Annotated in this window: 16 protein-coding genes and 1 pseudogene; 12 read left to right on the plus strand and 5 right to left on the minus strand. The window is 70.5% G+C overall.

Annotated elements, in window-relative coordinates; all coding sequences use genetic code 11:
* Positions 1 to 5: 5 nt before the first annotated feature.
* Both C1C97_RS10900 and C1C97_RS10905 read left to right on the plus strand, forming a co-directional pair.
* Positions 6 to 1565 (plus strand): nucleobase:cation symporter-2 family protein, encoded by a 1560-nt coding sequence (locus tag C1C97_RS10900; protein ID WP_110919929.1) that lies wholly within the window; start codon positions 6 to 8, stop codon positions 1563 to 1565.
* A gap of 32 nt (positions 1566 to 1597) precedes the next feature.
* Positions 1598 to 2266, plus strand: a pseudogene (locus C1C97_RS10905) (sugar nucleotidyltransferase); the annotation flags it as partial.
* 4 nt (positions 2267 to 2270) lie between these two features.
* Here the strand turns inward: C1C97_RS10905 and C1C97_RS10910 are convergent.
* Positions 2271 to 3032 carry an IclR family transcriptional regulator gene (locus tag C1C97_RS10910; RefSeq protein WP_121031827.1) on the minus strand — a complete coding sequence of 254 codons (762 nt, stop codon included), beginning with the start codon at positions 3030 to 3032 and terminating at the stop codon, positions 2271 to 2273.
* Positions 3033 to 3309: 277 nt separating this feature from the next.
* Here C1C97_RS10910 and aceB point away from each other — a divergent pair, with 277 nt between their 5' ends.
* From aceB to C1C97_RS10925, 3 genes are read left to right on the plus strand one after another with little or no spacing between them, the layout of a single operon-like run.
* A complete protein-coding gene (aceB, locus tag C1C97_RS10915; RefSeq protein ID WP_121031829.1) occupies positions 3310 to 4917 on the plus strand; it encodes a malate synthase A in 1608 nt (535 codons plus the stop codon).
* Positions 4914 to 6344, plus strand: coding sequence for a DUF6986 family protein (locus C1C97_RS10920; protein ID WP_121031831.1), 1431 nt, complete (start codon positions 4914 to 4916; stop codon positions 6342 to 6344). The genes aceB and C1C97_RS10920 overlap by 4 nt, the downstream gene beginning before the upstream one ends.
* Positions 6341 to 7198, plus strand: a complete 858-nt coding sequence (locus tag C1C97_RS10925) for a bifunctional allantoicase/(S)-ureidoglycine aminohydrolase (protein WP_110919925.1) — start codon at positions 6341 to 6343, stop codon at positions 7196 to 7198. Before C1C97_RS10920 ends, C1C97_RS10925 begins: the two co-directional genes overlap by 4 nt.
* A 289-nt stretch (positions 7199 to 7487) precedes the next feature.
* Here the strand turns inward: C1C97_RS10925 and C1C97_RS12630 are convergent, their stop codons facing one another.
* From C1C97_RS12630 to C1C97_RS10940, 4 genes are all read right to left on the minus strand, one after another.
* Entirely contained in the window at positions 7488 to 7748 is a 261-nt protein-coding gene (locus tag C1C97_RS12630; protein ID WP_233542901.1) for a hypothetical protein, read from the minus strand.
* 71 nt (positions 7749 to 7819) lie between these two features.
* Positions 7820 to 8266 carry a methyltransferase domain-containing protein gene (locus tag C1C97_RS12635; protein ID WP_233542902.1) on the minus strand — a complete coding sequence of 149 codons (447 nt, stop codon included), beginning with the start codon at positions 8264 to 8266 and terminating at the stop codon, positions 7820 to 7822.
* Positions 8267 to 8345: 79 nt separating this feature from the next.
* Positions 8346 to 8912 carry a GNAT family N-acetyltransferase gene (locus C1C97_RS10935; RefSeq protein WP_035964819.1) on the minus strand — a complete coding sequence of 189 codons (567 nt, stop codon included), beginning with the start codon at positions 8910 to 8912 and terminating at the stop codon, positions 8346 to 8348.
* 109 nt (positions 8913 to 9021) lie between these two features.
* On the minus strand, positions 9022 to 10068 hold the full coding sequence (locus tag C1C97_RS10940; RefSeq protein ID WP_055083007.1) for an NAD(P)-dependent alcohol dehydrogenase: 1047 nt from the start codon (positions 10066 to 10068) through the stop codon (positions 9022 to 9024).
* A gap of 291 nt (positions 10069 to 10359) precedes the next feature.
* Between C1C97_RS10940 and C1C97_RS10945 the strand changes: the two genes are divergently transcribed.
* The 7 genes from C1C97_RS10945 (at position 10360) to C1C97_RS10980 (ending at position 17755) form a co-directional block, all read left to right on the plus strand.
* Positions 10360 to 11145 carry a hydroxypyruvate isomerase family protein gene (locus C1C97_RS10945; protein ID WP_110919923.1) on the plus strand — a complete coding sequence of 262 codons (786 nt, stop codon included), beginning with the start codon at positions 10360 to 10362 and terminating at the stop codon, positions 11143 to 11145.
* A gap of 103 nt (positions 11146 to 11248) precedes the next feature.
* Positions 11249 to 12472, plus strand: coding sequence for a glycerate kinase (locus C1C97_RS10950; RefSeq protein WP_121031904.1), 1224 nt, complete (start codon positions 11249 to 11251; stop codon positions 12470 to 12472).
* A gap of 467 nt (positions 12473 to 12939) precedes the next feature.
* Positions 12940 to 14292 (plus strand): allantoinase AllB, encoded by a 1353-nt coding sequence (gene allB / locus C1C97_RS10955; RefSeq protein ID WP_267897598.1) that lies wholly within the window; start codon positions 12940 to 12942, stop codon positions 14290 to 14292.
* 139 nt (positions 14293 to 14431) lie between these two features.
* On the plus strand, positions 14432 to 15391 hold the full coding sequence (locus tag C1C97_RS12445; protein ID WP_199712250.1) for a hypothetical protein: 960 nt from the start codon (positions 14432 to 14434) through the stop codon (positions 15389 to 15391).
* A gap of 78 nt (positions 15392 to 15469) precedes the next feature.
* Positions 15470 to 15943, plus strand: a complete 474-nt coding sequence (locus tag C1C97_RS10970) for a peroxiredoxin (protein WP_110919921.1) — start codon at positions 15470 to 15472, stop codon at positions 15941 to 15943.
* A 153-nt stretch (positions 15944 to 16096) separates the two neighbouring features.
* Positions 16097 to 17056, plus strand: coding sequence for an aldo/keto reductase (locus C1C97_RS10975; protein ID WP_121031833.1), 960 nt, complete (start codon positions 16097 to 16099; stop codon positions 17054 to 17056).
* Positions 17057 to 17200: 144 nt separating this feature from the next.
* Positions 17201 to 17755, plus strand: coding sequence for a type 1 glutamine amidotransferase domain-containing protein (locus tag C1C97_RS10980; RefSeq protein WP_121031835.1), 555 nt, complete (start codon positions 17201 to 17203; stop codon positions 17753 to 17755).
* Positions 17756 to 17846 lie beyond the last annotated feature (91 nt).

A 17846-nucleotide genomic window follows, 5' to 3' on the forward strand; every position in this document is an offset into this window, starting at 1 on the left:
CCGCCATGTCCTCATCCACCGCCGCCACCGCGGCCGCGCGCCCCGAGGACGAGTTCCTCGGGGTGGGCCCGAGCTTCGGCTACGGGTTCCAGCACGTCCTCACCATGTACGGCGGGATCATCGCCCCGCCGCTGATCGTGGGCGGCGCCGCGGGCCTGTCCCCCGACGACCAGGCGCTGCTCGTGGCGTGCTGCCTGTTCGTGGGCGGGCTGGCCACCGTGCTGCAGTCCCTCGGCGTGAAGTTCTTCGGGTCCCGGCTGCCGCTGGTGCAGGGCACCTCCTTCGCGGGTGTGGCCACCATGACGGCCATCGTCAACGGCGGCGGCGGGATCCAGGCCGTGTTCGGCGCGGTCATGGCGTCGGCGGCCATCGGCTTCCTGGTGGCCCCGTTCTTCGCGCGCATCATCCGGTTCTTCCCACCCGTGGTCACGGGCGTGGTCATCACGACCATCGGGCTGTCCCTGTTCCCCGTGGCCGCACAGTGGGCCATGGGCGGCGCGGCGGTGGCCGCCAAGGGCGACGAGCACACCATCTTCACGAACGTGTGCCTGGGCGGGGCCACCCTGCTGATCATCATGCTGCTGTCCAAGGTGCGCAGCGCCGTGGTCTCGCGGCTGTCCATCCTGCTGGGCATCGTCCTGGGAACCGTGCTGGCCGTGGTGCTGGGCATGGCGGACTTCTCCCGCGTGGGCGACGGCGCCCTGTTCGCCTTCCCGCAGCCGTTCGCCTTCGGTCCCCCCACCTTCCACCCCGCCGCGATCGTCTCCATGACCATCGTGGTGCTCGTGATCCTCACGGAGACTACCGCGGACATCATCGCGGTGGGCGAGATCGTGGACACCCCCGTGGACCGCAGGCGCATCGCGGATGGTCTGCGCGCGGACATGGGGGCGTCCTTCATCTCGCCGGTGTTCAACGGCTTCACCCAGTCCGCGTTCGCCCAGAACGTGGGACTGGTGGCCATCACGGGTGTGCGCAGCCGGTTCGTGGTGACGGCCGGCGGCGTGATCATGCTGGTCCTGGGGCTGCTGCCCGTGCTGGGCCGCGTGGTGGCCGCCGTGCCCGTGCCCGTGCTGGGAGGCGCGGGGATCGTGCTGTTCGGGACCGTGGCGGCGTCGGGCATCCGCACCCTCGGCAAGGTGAAGTACACGGGGACCCCCAACCTGATCATCGTGGCCACGAGCATCGGGATCGGCATGCTGCCCATTGCGGCGCCGAAGATCTACGCGGGTTTCCCCGCGTGGTTCGAGACCATCTTCCACTCGGGCATCAGCTCGGCCGCCGTGGCCGCGGTGCTGCTCAACATCCTGTTCAACGAGATCACGCTCGGCAATCCGCCCGAGGGCAGCGGCTCGGTGTTCACGGAGGCCCCGCCGCGCTACGTGCCGCTCGAGGCGCTGGAGCACCTGCAGAGCCACCTGCAGGAGGGGGACACCGTCAGGGACGGCAAACTCGTGGACTCCGAGGGCAACGAGGTCCCGGCCATCACGGCCGCCGGGGAGATCGTCCCGGCGGCCATCGACCCCGAGCACCCGGAGAATCCCGGCGGCGCGAAGGAGCACTGACCCCCGAACCCCGCGGTGCCCGCAGCGCAGGCATCTCCTACGCGGAGCAGGAGTCCCCGGACGGGCTCGCGCAGGCGTTCGTCCTGGGCGCCGAGCACATCGGGAGCGACAGCGTGTGCCTGGTGCTGGGCGACAACATCTTCTACGGCCCCGGGCTCGGCACGCAGCTGCGCCGCTTCCATGACCTGCAGGGGGCCGCGATCTTCGGCTACCGGGTGGCGGATCCGAGCGCGTACGGGGTGGTGGAGTTCGACGGCTCCGGCCGCGCGGTCTCCATCGAGGAGAAGCCCGAGCATCCCCGAAGCCACTACGCCGTGCCGGGGCTGTACTTCTACGACCACCGCGCCGTGGAGTTCGCCCGCACGCTCACCCCCTCCGCGCGCGGCGAGCTGGAGATCACCGATCTCAACCGCATGTACATGGACCGGGGCGAGCTCGCGGTCCACGTGCTGCCGCGCGGCACCGCGTGGCTGGACACCGGCACGTTCGACTCCCTCGCGGACGCCACCAACTTCATCCGCACCGTGCAGGCGCGCCAGGGCATGTCCATCGGCTGCCCGGAGGAGGTCGCCTGGCGCCTGGGCCTGCTCACGGACGAGCAGATGCGCGACGGCGCCCGCGCCCTGCACAAGAGCGGCTACGGCGCCTACCTGGAGGCCCTGCTCGCGGAGCACCGTTCCACCCACGCGGAACGCCGCTGAGGCGTCAGCCCGCCCGGGACAGCTGCACAGACAGCTGCTGCGCGGCCCGCTGCAGCAGCGGCACGGCGCGCTCCCCGAATTCCCAGTCCACGCGGGACGTGGGCCCCGAGACGGAGATCGCGGTGGGCGTGGGGGCCTGCGGCAGGGCCACCGAGAAGCAGCGCACGCCGATCTCCTGCTCCTCGTCGTCCACGGCGTACCCCCGCTCACGGATCCGCTCGAGGTCCGCGAGCAGCTCCTCCACCGTGCCCAGACTCTTCTCGGTGGGGGTGGGCAGGCCCATGGAGGTCACGATGGAGACCACCTGCTCCTCGGGCAGGGTGGCCAGGATGGCCTTGCCCACCCCCGTGTCGTGCATGTGGGCGCGGCGGCCCACCTCCGTGAACATCCGCATGGAGTGGGAGGACTGCGCCTGACCCACGTAGACCACCATGCGCCCGTCCAGCACGGCGAGGTTCGCGGACTCCCCCAGCTCGTCCACCAGTTCCTGCAGCACGGGCTGCGCGTGGGTCCCCAGCTGCAGCCCGGCCGCGTTGCCCAGTCGGATCAGACCCGGCCCGAGGGCGTAGCTGCGGTTGGGCAGCTGGCGCACGTAGCCCAGGGGGACCAGGGTGCGCAGCAGGCGGTGGATGGTGGGCAGCGGCAGGCCCGCCCTGGCGGCGAGCTCGCTGAGGGAGGACTCTCCCCCGGATGCGGTGATGATGCTGAGCAGATCGAACACCCGCTCCACGGACTGCACCCCGCCCGCGTTCCTGGCGTCGGCCATGGCTGCGCTCCCTCGTCCGGTGTGGCGGCCCGGCACTCCCGGGATCCGCCGGGTGAGGAGCCGCACTGTGAATCAGGTCTCGGCGAGACCTTGTCAGGCGTCACAGTCTACGCCTAGGATCGGCACAAATGGAATAACTTTTCCGCCATACGGATACAGGCGCGAGCTGCGCCGACGGTTCGCAGCGGCGCCGCACCACGGCACCTCGACCGCACGAACGCCCAACACACGGGTTCACCGCCGCAGCCCGGTCCGCACGACACCCAGGAGGCACCACATGAGCATCACCCACAACACGCCGCAGAACGTGCCCGCGGCCAACGAGATCCTCTCCGCGGACGCCCTGGCCTTCGTGGAGGCGCTGCACGAGAAGTTCGCGGACCGCCGCGAGGAGCTGCTCGGCAAGCGCGAGACCGCCCGCGCGCAGGCCGCCGAGACCGGCACCATGGACTTCCTGCCCGAGACCCGCGAGGTGCGGGAGGGGGACTGGAAGGTGGCCCCGGCTCCCAAGGCCCTGCAGGACCGGCGCGTGGAGATGACCGGACCGGCGTCGCCCGCCAAGATGGCCATCAACGCGCTGAACTCCGGCGCCAAGGTGTGGCTCGCGGACCTCGAGGACGCCGCCTCCCCCAGCTGGGCCAACCAGGTGGACGCGATCGCCAACCTGCGCGACGCCGCCCGCGGCACCCTGGGCTTCACCTCCCCGGAGGGCAAGGAGTACAAGCTCCGCGAGGACGTGCCCCTGGCCGTGGTGGTCATGCGTCCGCGCGGCTGGCACCTGCCCGAGTACAACGTGGCGATCAACGGCAGGACGGCCTCGGGCTCCCTCACGGACTTCGGTCTGCACTTCTTCCACACGGCCAAGCAGCTGATCGAGAACGGCCAGGGCCCGTACTACTACCTGCCCAAGATGGAGTCCTACCTCGAGGCTCGGCTGTGGAACGACGTGTTCACGTTCGCGGAGGAGTACCTGGGCATCGAGCACGGCACCGTCCGTGCGACCGTGCTGATCGAGACCATCCCCGCCGCGTTCCAGATGGACGAGATCCTCTACGAGCTGCGGGACCACGCCTCCGGGCTCAACGCCGGGCGCTGGGACTACCTGTTCTCCATCATCAAGTACTTCCGCGACGCCGGGGAGAAGTTCATCCTGGCGGACCGCTCCGCCGTGACCATGACCGCTCCCCTGATGCGCGCCTACACGGACCTGCTGGTGCAGACGTGCCACAAGCGCGGCGCCTTCGCGATGGGCGGCATGGCCGCGTTCATCCCCTCCCGCAAGGACGAGGAGATCAACAAGGCCGCGTTCGAGAAGGTCCGCAACGACAAGACCCGCGAGGCCGGGGACGGCTTCGACGGCTCGTGGGTGGCCCACCCGGACCTCGTGCCCGTGTGCCAGGAGGTCTTCGACGGCGTGCTCGGGGAGAACCCCAACCAGGTGGACCACCAGCGCCCGGACGTGGACGTGACCGCCGAGATGCTGCTGGACGTGCCCTCCGCGGGTGACCAGCGCACCGAGAAGGAGCTCAACGCCAACCTGTACGTGGCCATCCGCTACGTGGCCGTGTGGCTCTCGGGCAACGGCGCGGTGGCCATCCACAACCTCATGGAGGACGCCGCCACCGCGGAGATCTCCCGCTCGCAGATCTGGCAGCAGATCAAGAACGGCGTGGTCTACACGGACACCGGCAACACCGCCACGCGCGAGCTCGTCTCCGACGCCCTGGACGCGCAGCTCGAGGTGCTGCGCGGTGAGATCGACCAGGAGAACTACGAGAAGTGGTTCGTGCCCGCGGGCAAGCTCATCTCGGACATGGTCCTGAAGGAGGACTACCCGAACTTCCTCACGCTGTCCGCCTACGACCTCATGGAAGGCAGCAAGTGACACCGGCCCACCCGGACGCCGCCTCGGCCCCCGCCACTGCCGCCCCGCGCGGTGCGGCGGGGGCCGCCCCCTCTCTGCCCGAAGGCTTCGGACGCCGCGCGGACCTGCTGCTCGCGGGCACGGATGCGGATCTCGCCCGGTTCCACCCGGGGGACGCCGGCGCCCGGCAGCCCGTCCACACGTGCTACGTTCCGGCGGACCTCGTGAGCGAGCAGACCCCCGCGCAGTGGGGCGAGGCGGCGTCGTCGGCGGCCGAGGAGGCGGGCGGGCTCGCGGCCCTCGCGGAGCTCGCGGGGATCGACGCCGCGGCCGCGCCCGATCTCGTGGCGCGCGTCGGCGAGAAGCTTCGCACCGAGCCCGTCGAGGACCTGCGGCTGGACCTCGAGGACGGCTACGGCGAGCGCCCGGACGCCGAGGAGGATGCCGACGCCGTGCGCGCCGCCCGCACGGTGGCCGCGTTCGCCCGGAACCGCGCCACGGGTGCGGCTCCGGCCCCGGCGTTCGCGGGCATCCGCTTCAAGTGCTTCGAGGCCGCCACCCGTGACCGCGGGCTGCGCACCCTGGACCTGTTCCTGAGCACCCTGGTGCGCGATGGCGGGCTCCGGGAGGCAGGGATCAGCGCGGACGGGCTGCCCGAGGGACTCGTGCTCACGCTGCCCAAGGTCTCCGCGGTGGAGCAGGTGGCCGTGATGGTGGAGGCGTGCCTGGCGCTGGAGGACGCGCTCGGTCTGCCCCTCGGGAGGCTGCGCTTCGAGATCCAGATGGAGACCCCGGACATGATCCTGGGCCCGGACGGGACCTGCCCCATCCCGGCCATGCTGCGCGCCGCGGAGGGGCGGGTCTCCGCACTGCACTACGGCACGTACGACTACTCCGCCTCCCTGGGGATCTCGGGGCGGTTCCAGTCCCTGGAGCACCCCACCGCGGACCACGCCAAGAACGTGATGCAGGTGGCCGTGGCCGGCACCGGGGTGAACCTCTCAGACGGTTCCACCAACCGGTTGCCCGTGGGGGACGCCGCCCAGCGCCGCGAGACGTGGGCGCTGCACTCACGCCTGGTGCGCCGCTCCCTGGAGCGCGGCTTCTACCAAGGCTGGGACCTGCACGCCCACCAGCTGCCCACGCGCTTCCTGACCAACTACGCGTTCTACCGGGACGCGTTCGACGACGCCGCACGCCGCCTCGTGGCCTACGCCGGCCGGTCCGTGCCGGGCATCGAGACGGCGGACGTGGCGGACGAGCCCGCCACCGCCCGTGCGCTCGCGCGCTACGTGGTGCGAGGATTGCTGTGCGGTGCGGTGGGCGAGGACGAGCTGCGCGCCACCGGCCTGGACCCCGAGACGGTGCGGGCGGTGGCGAACCCGGGCGCGGCGGCGTCGTCGTCCACGGGAGACCGCTCGAGCCCCGAGACAGGAGAGACCCCATGACCGAGCGCACGTACTGGGCCACCCACGGTGGGCACCCGCCGCAGACGGACCTGCTCACGGACCGCGCGATGTTCCGGGAGGCGTACGCCGTGATTCCGCGGGGCACGCAGCGGGACATCGTGACCTCGTACCTGCCGTTCTGGGAGGACACGCGACTGTGGGTGCTCGCGCGGCCCATGACCGGTTTCGCGGAGACGTTCTCGCAGTACCTCGTGGAGGTGGCCCCCGGCGGCGGCTCCGAGAAGCCGGAGGACGATCCGAGCGCCGAGGCCGTGCTCTTCGTGATGGAGGGCTCCCTGGAGCTCACCCTGGGTGACGAGCCCGGGGACGAGGACACCCACGTGCTGGCACCGGGAGGGTACGCGTTCATCGCCCCGGGCGATACCTGGACCGCGCACAACCGCGGCTCCGAAGACACCCGGTTCATGTGGATCCGCAAGCGCTACCAGCGGGTGGCCGGAGTGCCCAAGCCGGAGTCCTTCGTGACCAACGAGCAGGACATCGAGCCCACGCCCATGCCGGGCACCGAGGGCCGGTGGGCCACCACGCGGTTCGTGGACCAGAAGGACCTGCGCCACGACATGCACGTGACCATCGTGACGTTCCTGCCCGGCGGGATCATCCCGTTCGCGGAGACCCACGTGATGGAGCACGGGCTCTACGTCCTGGAGGGTCAGGCCGTGTACCGGCTCAACGAGGACTGGGTGGAGGTCCAGGAGGGCGACTTCATGTGGCTGCGCGCCTTCTGTCCCCAGGCCTGCTACGCCGGCGGGCCCAAACCGTTCCGGTACCTGCTGTATAAGGACGTGAACCGGCACGCCCCGCTGTCCCTGGGAGGGCATGCGGGGCTGTGACGCCTCACTCTGCAGACTGTGGGACCGCCGGGCACGAGGAATCGTGTCCGGCGGTTGTCAGAAAACATGCCAGCGAAACCCACGGCGGCCAGGACCAGAACAAATATCGCACTACTCATTTCTTGAACGTGGCTGAAGATACGTGGCCCGCACGGCACCAAAAGTCACACCATGGCCGTGATGACCATGACTACCCCCTCAGTAGCGCTACGACGAGACAAGGCTTTGTGACACGAAGAGCCAAGGTGCTTTGAATCGGCATGCGAATGCACCCTGCCCATTCAACTGTTCAGGCGCACAGCACGGCGCGGAGCCAGAATCGCTTCTGGGTAAGCCGTACCGGACCACCTCCTGTTTCGCGGTGCAGAGCAAGGAGATCCTCCGCGTATGCATCGACAGTGAATCCGCTCGGGGCATCCCATGGGACCAGCTGCAGATATGCGACCAGGGCAGCGACGTCGTTGAACAGATACTTGCCCACGTGTTCTTCTGCTTCCGTGACCTCGAACCCCGCCTCCTCCAACTCCCTGGCACAATGCGCGAGGTTCACGTGCGGCAGTTCAGCGTGCTCACCGAACCACTGCCCTATCTCGTGCGCCTCGTCGCCTCCCACTTGCTGGGTTACGAACCGCCCCCGGGCGCGATGACACGTGCCAGCTCACGCGGGGAATACGACTCATGCCTGTTGAGCACGAGATCGAACCGGTCATCGGGGAAAGGCATTGGCAGTGAATCCACATCCTCGTCGGGAGCGCTGTACTCCACCACGTCCACCCCCACGGCCTGCAGGTTTCGACGCGCTGCTAGCACATTGGGCGCCCACCCCTCCGTTGCAACGGTGTCACGTGGCAGAGAATTGGCGAAGGTGAGCAGAAATTCGCCACCGCCCGTGCCCATGTCGAGGACGCTTGTCGCATCTGCCAGAGCGGTTCGATAGACGAGGTCAATATCCCAGGGCACTGGGGTCTCGGTCATGCGCGTTTCGAGGTCTGAGAAGCTCCATCCCTCCGGCTGGGGCTTCTGCTCTGAGCGCCATGACGCGAGCCACTGTTCATCGGAAAGGTCCATGGCTGAAAACGTACCGGAATGCGGGTTGCCTGCATCCCGAACATGGAATCATCGACGGAGTCGGCAAGAAGACATGCCCTCAGACTGGTTGTCGGTGCTCCTCCGCGAGCATCGCGTACCCGTAGCCGTCGTGCCACTGGCCGTCCCGGTGCAGACAGTCCCTCACGGTGTGGCTCTCACGCCGCATCCCCACCTTCTCCATGACCTTCCAGGACCCGGTGTTCTCCGCGAAGCAGCCGGCCTCCACACGGTGGACGCCCATGTCGAACGCGATGGACAGGCCTGCGCGCACGAGTTCCGTGGCGATGCCACAACCCTGGGCCCAGGGCGCCACCACCCAGCCGAGCTCCACCTGCTGCCCCCTGGCGTGTTCCGCGACGTCCGCCTGGGACCACGCGTCCTGGTGCTTGACCATGAGATAGGCCGCGAGCCGCCCGTCCCAGTGGGCCAACAGGTGGGTGGCGACCAGGGCGTCCCAGTCCGCGCGGAACTCCTCACGTGAGGCGTAGACCCTGGTGGTCCAGCGGTTCAGCTCAAGATCGCCCTTCAGCTCCCACAGCACGTCCGCATCCTCCGGGGTCAGTCGACCCACGGTGAGCCGTTCGGTACGGCGGGGCCAGATCAGGTCATCGAGGGAGCGGGGCATGCCCCCAGGGTATCGAGGGCTCGGCCCTTCGCTCGCAGACACTTGCCCCGGGGTGTGAGAACGCCCCGGGCCATCACGGCCCGGGGCGCTTCTCTCCGACTCTGCGAACTCAGATGCTCTTGGCGTCGATCACGAAGCGGTAGCGGACGTCCGAGTTCACCACGCGGTCGTAGGCGTCGTTGACGTCCTCCGCGCTGATGAGTTCGATCTCCGCCGTGACCCCGTGCTCACCGCAGAAGTCCAGCATCTCCTGGGTCTCGCGGATGCCGCCGATGTTGGACCCGGTGAGGGACTTGCGGCCGCTGATCACGGACCCGGCGCTCACTTCCAGGGGCTCGGTGGGCAGGCCCAGCAGCACCATGGCACCGTGCGGACGAAGGGTGGCCATGAACTCCTGCACATCCACGTGGGCGGAGACGGTGTTGATGATGACGTCGAACTCGCCCTTGTGGTTCTTGAGCGCCTCGGGATCCTCCTTGCGGGCGATCCAGTCGGTGGCGCCGAAGCGGCGGCCGTCCTCCTCCTTGGAGCGGGTCTGGCTGATCACGGTCACCTCTGCGCCCATGGCGGCGGCGAGCTTCACGGCCACGTGGCCCAGACCGCCCATGCCCACCACGGCCACCTTGGAGCCCTCGGTGACGCCCCAGGTGCGCAGCGGGGAGTAGGTGGTGATGCCCGCGCACAGCAGCGGCGTGGTCGCGGCCGGGTCCAGGTTCTCGGGGATGTGCAGGGCGAAGGCCTCGGACACGATGATTTCCGTGGAGTACCCGCCGTCCGTGGGGCGGCCGTCGAAGCGGTCCTTGCCGTTGTACGTGCCCACGGCCTTGGGGCAGTTGTTCTCCTCGCCCTTCAGGCACCACTCGCACTCGCGGCAGGAGTCGACGAGGCACCCCACGCCGGCACGGTCACCGGTGGCGAACTTCGTCACCTCGGAGCCGATCTCAGTGACCCGGCCGATGATCTCGTGGCCCGGGACCATGGGGAACTCGATCGGCCCCCACTCCTCACGCACGGTGTGGATGTCCGAGTGGCAGATGCCCGCGAACTCGATCTCGATGCGGATGTCGTCCGGGCGCAGGTCCCGGCGCTCGACGGTGCCCTTCTCCAGCGGGGCTCCGGAAGCGACGGCCTGGTAGGCAGCAACGTTGGTAGTCATGGCAGGTGACTCTAGACCTGCCTCGACCGGTAAGCCATTTCGGAGGAAAGTGGTTCGTTCACAGCGTGATGGGGCGTCGACCGGCCCCGTCACCTCACCGGCCGAACGGGAACCCCTTCAGGTCCTTGGGCAGCGGCGCCGCGTACGTGCAGGCCCGCAAGGTCGTGAGCCCCAGGAAAACCGCCGACGGAAAATACGCTGCCACGCGGCGTGGTGTCCCGGTTTGTACTCTCGAAAGAGATCGCCCTGTTCTCGAGGGATCCTGTGGTCCCCCAGCATCTTAGGAGAAACATGTCCTACTCCGTGAACGCCTCGATCCTGCTGACTGAGGTGCCCCTGCTCGAGCGCCCCGCGGCCGTGGCACGCCACGGCTTCACCCGCGCGGAGTTCTGGTGGCCCTTCCCCACCGCCACACCCGCGCCGGAGGAGGTCGACGCCTTCGTGCGGTCCCTCCGGGAGGCGGGCGTCCGGCTCACCGGGCTGAACCTCTTCGCGGGTGACATGCCCGGCGGGGAGCGCGGCATCCTCTCCCACCCCGGTCGCGCGGCGGAGTTCCGCGCCGGCGTGGAATCCCTCGTGCGGGTGGCGCGGGCCACCGGGTGCCGGGGTTTCAACGCCCTCTACGGCACCCGCTTTTCGGGGTGCACGCCCCGGGAGCAGGACGATGCGGCGGTCGAGAACCTCCGGTTCGCAGCGCGCGCGGTGGCGCCGTTCGGCGGCGTCGTGCTCGTGGAGCCGCTGTCCGGCGCCCCGCGGTACCCGTTGCGGACCGCGGCGGACGTGATGACCGTGATCGAGCGCGTGGACCGGGAGAACGTGAAGCTGCTGGCGGACTTCTACCACCTGGCGGTCAACGGCGAGGACGTGGACGCCCTCATCGAGCGGCACGCCGGGGACTTCGCGCACATCCAGATCGCGGACGCCCCCGGGCGCCACGAACCGGGCACGGGTGAGCTCCCCCTGCACCGGTGGGTGGCCCGGGCCCGCGAGCTCGGGTACACCGGCCCGGTGTCCCTCGAGTACGCGTCCTCACAGGACGATCCGTTTGCGTGGCTGCCCCGCGAGCAGCGCGGCTGAACGGGCAGTGCGGCGGGACCCCGGGCCGGGAGCGGGCCGGGCGACGTCGTACTGGGAGTCGTGCTGGAATGAGCGCGAGCACCGGCACCCGGAGGAGGACACCGTGCGCATCATCGTGGCACCGGACAAGTTCAAGGGCTCCGTGACCGCCCACGAGGCGGCGGAGCACCTGGCGGCGGGGATCCGCGCCGCCCTCCCGGACGCGGACGTCACCGCACTCCCCGTGGCCGACGGCGGCGAGGGCACCCTGGACGCCGCGCTCGGGGCGGGCTTCGAGCGACGGGAACTCACCGTCACCGGGCCCGTAAACCGGCCAGTGGACGCCGCATGGGCCCGGCGCGGACACGAGGCCGTGGTGGAGCTGGCGCTCGCCTCGGGTCTCGCCGCGCTCCCCCACCGGGACGGCCGGCCCGTGCTCGCGGCACGCATCGCCACGAGCCGCGGCACCGGTGAGCTGATCGCCGCGGCCCTGGACGCCGGGTGCACGCGCGTGGTCCTGGGCGTGGGCGGCAGCGCCACCACGGACGGCGGCGCGGGCATGCTCACCGCGCTGGGTCTGCGGCTGCTGGACCGGCACGGCCGCGCGCTGCCGGACGGCGGCGCGGCGCTCGCGGACCTGCACACCGTGGACGCCTCCGGGCTGCACCCGCGTGTGGCGGACACCGAGTTCGTGCTCGCCGCGGACGTGGACAATCCGCTGACCGGCCCGCGCGGCGCGGCCGCCGTGTTCGGCCCGCAGAAGGGCGCCACGGAGGAGGACGTCCGGGAGCTCGACGCCGCACTGGGCACCTTCCGCGACCGGCTCGCCGGGGCCCTCGGCGAACCCGCCCGAAAGGCCGCGTCCGCGCCGGGTGCCGGGGCCGCGGGCGGCACGGGGTACGCGGCCCTGGCCGTCCTGGGTGCCACCCGCCGACCGGGGATCGACGTGGTGCTGGACCTCGTGGACCTGGACACCGCCGTGGCGGGCGCGGACCTGCTCGTCACGGGCGAGGGCAGCCTGGACGAGCAGAGTCTCGGCGGCAAGACCCCGATCGGTGTGCTGCGGGTGGGGCGGCGCCACGGCGTCCCCGTGGTCGCCGTATGCGGCCGCACCACGCTCACCGCGGAGGTCCTGCGCGCCACGGGCTTCGCGGCCGTCCACGAGCTGCGGAGCCTCGTCCCGGACGACGACACCTCCCTGCGGGAGGCCCCGCGACTACTGCGTGAGGTGGGTCACCGCCTAGTTTGGGATCGAGAAGATCCACGCACCCCGCCCGTGCCGTGCACCGGCCACGCGCGCCCCGGCACCACCGGCGCACACCGCCACCGAAAGGACCCCACACCATGAACGCCTCACCGCAACGCGGTTCCCGCCAGAAGACCTCCGCACAGGGCCCGGCCGACGACGCCGCCCGCGACGCCTCCGCCGACCCCACCCCGGCCACCGGCGGCGCACACCAGCACCGGCACACCGACCAGGACCACGCAGCCACGAGCACCACCGGGGCCGGGACGGGAACCGAGGCGGACACCACGGACCCGGGGACCAACGAGGAACGCGCCACGGGGCGGGTGCACCGCACGGTGGCCCAGGCGGCGTCGAACCCCGAGCTGGACGAGACCCCGGAGGAGATCGCGCAGCAGAACTCCCAGCGGGCCGTGACCGACGACCGCCGGGACGAGGTGGCGGCCGCCCGTGCCGCGCAGCTCAGGCTGGCCCAGGAGGTCAACGGTGCGGACCGCGTGCGGGAGCTGATCCGTGAGTACAAGGCGGAGCACCGGCTCGCGGACGGGGACGAGTCCACGGAGGCGCGGATCACAGGGCGGCGGGACGGCGAATTCGACCTCGTGGTCCGCGGCCGCCGGGTGATGTGCGGCGACCACTTCGCCCCGCGGGAGGTGGGTGTGCGGGACGGGAAGATCGCCGCGATCGAGCCGCTCGGCGCCGGTCTGCAGGGCGCGCGGGTCGTGGAGCTCGCCGAGGACGAGACGCTGCTGCCCGGCCTCGTGGACACCCACGTGCACGTGAACGAGCCCGGACGCACCGAGTGGGAGGGCTTCGCCACCGCCACCCGTGCCGCGGCCGCAGGAGGCGTGACCACCATCGTGGACATGCCCCTGAACTCCGTGCCCGCCACCGTGAACGTGGCCGCCCTGGAGTACAAGCGGCTATTCGCGCAGCAGAACGCGTTCGTGGACATCGGCTTCTGGGGCGGAGCCATTCCCGGGAACAAGGCCGATCTGCGTCCCCTGCACGACGACGGCGTGTTCGGCTTCAAGTGCTTCCTGCTGCACTCCGGCGTGGACGAGTTCCCGCACCTGGAGGCGGACGAGATGGAGGAGGCGCTCGCCGAGATCAAGACGTTCGACTCTCTGCTGATCGTGCACGCGGAGGACTCCCGCACCATCGACAGGGCCCCGCAGCCCAACGGCAACGTGTACGAGAACTTCCTGAGGTCCCGCCCGCGCGGTGCGGAGAACATCGCCATTGCGGAGGTCATCGAGCGCACCCGCTGGACCGGGGCACGCTCGCACATCCTGCATCTGTCCTCCTCGGACGCGATCCCCATGATCCGTTCCGCCAAGAACGACGGCCTGGACATCACCGTGGAGACCTGCCCGCACTACCTCACGCTGCTCTCCGAGGAGATCCCGGACGGCGCCACCGCGTTCAAGTGCTGCCCACCGGTGCGGGAGGTCTCCAACCGGGAGAAGCTGTGGGAGGGGCTGATCGACGGCACCATCGACTACGTCGTCTCGGACCACTCCCCCTCCACCCTGGACCTCAAGGACCTGGGCAACGGGGACTTCGGGGTCGCGTGGGGCGGCGTCTCCTCGCTGCAGCTCGGCCTGTCCCTGATCTGGACCGAGGCACGACGCCGCGGGGTCGGACTCGAGCGCGTGGTGCGGTGGATGGCCACGCGCCCGGCCGAGCGGGTGGGACTGCGCCACAAGGGCAAGCTGTCTCTGGGTTACGACGCGGACATGGCCGTCTTCGCCGCGGACGAGAGCTACGTGGTGGACGCCCAGCGCCTCAACCACAAGAACCCCATCACCCCCTACCAGGGCAAGGTGCTCTCCGGGAAGGTCCGCAGGACCTTCGTGGGCGGGCGCGAGGTGGACTACGAGACGCCCACCGGCCGCCTGCTCGGCCGCGGCCAGGCCTGACGAAGCCTCGCCCCGTCCCCGGCGACGGGCGGGGCGAGGTCGTACCGCTCCCGATGGCCCGCGACGTCGGACTGCCGTCTCCCACGAGCGGCGCACCGGTCGTCCTCCGCACTTCGCAGCCCTCGCGTACCCTGCTGGGATGCGTTCTCCTCACCCCCTGCCCGCACGCCCTGACGACCACGACGACGGACCCCCGGCGGGCAGCCGGTACCAGCGCCTCGACAGTGCGGCGGTCCGCGGTTCCGCGGCCACCCTGCAGCGGCGGGTCTACGCCCGCTTCCCCCGGCGCAGCCTGTGGGAGGTGGGCGGTGAGCTGATCGCCCTCGTGGACGAGGTGGTGGAGGGCGGCGGCATCAGCAGGCGCCGGATCCGCTCCGCTCGCCTGCTCTCGCGTCTGGGTGTCCTGGCGGTGCTGCTGGTCTTCGGCACCGCCATCGCACTGGCCGCCGCGAGCATCTGGTCCAATCCGGACTCGCTCGGCCCGGTGGACTGGCTGCCGCTGCTGGAGACCGTGGTCAACGACCTCGTGTTCGCGGGCATCGCCATCTTCTTCCTCATCGCGGTGCCCCAGCGCATGGAGCGGGCGCGCGTGCTGCGCGTGCTGCACCGGCTGCGCTCCCTCGCCCACGTGATCGACATGCACCAGCTCGTCAAGGTCCCCGAGCGGCTGCCGGGTTCCGCGCCGGAAGCCGGGGGCACGACGTCGCCCGCGCACCCCCGCCACGCGGGTGCCGCCTCCGCGCGGGGCGGCGGAGCGGCGGCGTCGTCGGGGGCTGACGGCCTCGGCACGGCATCGCCGGACACGAGTGGAGGCAGGGGCGCCGCGTCGTCGGTGGGTGCGGACCTGGCCGGCACGGCGTCGCCGACCACAGCGGACGAGCGCGGCGGGGAGCTGCAGATGACCCGCTCCGAGATGACCCAGTACCTGGACTACTGCACGGAGATGCTCTCGCTCGTGGGCAAGACCGCGGCGCTGTTCGCGGAGGACACCACGGACGGGGACGTGCTGGACGCGGTGGAGGGCATCGAGACCCTCACCTCGGACATGGCCCGGAAGGTGTGGCAGAAGATCGCGATCATCCAGGAGCAGGTGCGCTGAACCGCCCCGGGAGCTGTTCCGACCGCCCGCCGTGCGCGCTATGGTCCAGGAGGAACACCCAGCCTCGAAGGAGATGCCATGTCGCACGAACTGTCCGCCGGAGATCCCGCACCCGCCCTGCAGCTGACCGCCCACGACGGCCGCACCGTGGACCTCGCGCAGCAGCGCGAGCGCGGCGCGGTGGTCTACTTCTACCCCAGGGCGTTCACCCCGGGATGCACCACGCAGGCCTGCGACTTCCGGGACAACCTGGGTGCACTGCGGGCCCGGGGCTACGACGTCTACGGCGTCTCGGGGGACGATCCCGCCGAGCTCGCCCGCTTCGTCACCGAGTACCAGCTGCCCTACACCCTGCTCTCGGACCCGGACCACGCGGCCGCCCGGGCCTGGGGTGCGTGGGGTGAGCGCACCGTCAACGGCGAGACCTCCGAGGGCCCGCTGCGCTCCACGTTCGTGATCGGCACGGACGGCACCCTCACTCGCGCCCAGTACCGGGTGGACGCCCAGGGCCACGTGGCCCGGCTGGTCGAGGAGCTCTCCGACGCTTCCTGAGCGGGCCGGCCGTGCGAGCCCCGAGGCCTGGCGGTCAGGCCGCGGCACGGGACGCCCGCCTCTTTGCTTGCCGGAGAAAGTGCTACGGTCGAAAGCGGGGACAGGGTCGCGCGATCGACCGCGCGGCCACACCACCACCACAGGAGGTTCACCATGGCCGCGCACACGCCCTCGGCCCGCATCCGGGGCATCGATCAGGAGATCTTTCCGCTGAACCTGGGCGGCAACACGTTCGGCTGGACCAGTGACGAGCAGGTGTCCTTCGACGTCCTGGACGCCTTCACCGCCGCCGGCGGCAACTTCGTGGACACCGCGGACGTGTACTCCGCGTGGGCCCCGGGCCACACGGGCGGTGAGTCGGAGACCGTGCTGGGCAACTGGCTGGCCGCGCGCGGCACCCGCGACTCGCTGGTGATCGCCACCAAGGTGGGCGCGCACCCCGAGTTCAAGGGCCTCTCCCGGGACACCGTGAACGCCGCACTGGACGCCTCCCTGGACCGGCTGCAGACCGGCTACGTGGACCTCTACTACGCACACTATGACGACGCGGACACGCCCATCGAGCAGCAAGTGGAAACCTTTCACGAGCTCGTGGACTCCGGGCGCGTGCACGCAGTAGGGCTGTCCAACTACTCGCCGCAGCGCATGCGCGAGTTCTTCACGGTGGCCCGCGAGCGCGGCATGGCGGTGCCCGCGGCCATCCAGCCGCAGTACAACCTGGTGCACCGCCGCGATTTCGAGCGGGACTACGCCGCGATCGCCCAAGAGTACGACGCTGCCGTGTTCCCCTACTTCGCCCTGGCCTCCGGCTTCCTCACGGGCAAGTACCGCACCACCGAGGACCTCGAGGGAGCGGCCCGCGAGCAGATGGCCCGGGAGTACGTCTCCCCCGAGGGTCTCGCGGTGGTGGAGGAACTGGTCTCCGTGGCGGACAGGCACCGCGCCGAGCCGACCACCGTGGCCCTCGCATGGCTGCTCGCCAAGGGCGTCACCGCCCCCATTGCTTCCGCATCCTCCGCCGCGCAGCTGTCCTCGTTGGTGGCGGCGCCCGCACTTCACCTGGGCGCGGACGACATCGCCGCACTGGACCGGGTATCGCAGCCCTTCGCGTGAGGGGACGCTGGGTGCACGCAGCAGACGCCGCGCGGCGGCGTCATGAGCGTGTCGCTGACAGCGGAACCGGCGGGGACACCCTTGCCGAGGAAAGTGCCGCGGTGCCAGAGTGGAACCATCACCCGATAGAAAGGATTCTCGACAATGGCTGAACTGTCCGGCAAGAAGATTCTCGTTCTGGTGAACAACCAGGGCGTGGAGCAGGACGAGCTGAAGGTGCCCGTGGAGAAGCTGCGCGGGGCCGGGGCGGAGGTCACCGTGGCCGCCCCCGAGTCCGGTGAGGTGAAGTCGCTCGTGGGCGACTGGGACCTCGGCGAGACCTTCCCCGTGGACCAGACCATCTCCGCGGTCAACGAGTCCGAGTACGACCTCCTGCTGCTGCCCGGCGGCACCCTCAACGCGGACACGCTGCGTCTGGACGAGGACGCGCAGAAGGTCGCCACGTCCTTCGCCTCCTCCGGCCGCCCGGTGGCGTCCATCTGCCACGGCCCGTGGTTGCTCGTGGAGACCGGCCTGGTCAAGGGCAAGACCCTGACCTCCTACCAGTCGGTCAAGACGGACATCGTCAACGCCGGCGGCACCTGGGTGGACGAGCAGGCCAAGGTCTGCCCCGCCAACGGCTGGACGCTCATCACGTCCCGCAACCCCGGTGACCTGGACGCGTTCGTGGGCGCCATCGAGGAGCAGCTCACCGCCTGATCCGCGCCCCTTCACACCGCACGACGACGGCGGGCCCCACCTTCCCGGTGGGGCCCGCCGTTCGCACGTGGTGCCGACGACGTGGTGCCGT

Source organism: Kocuria tytonis (assembly GCF_003226895.2).
GTDB lineage: Bacteria > Actinomycetota > Actinomycetes > Actinomycetales > Micrococcaceae > Kocuria > Kocuria tytonis.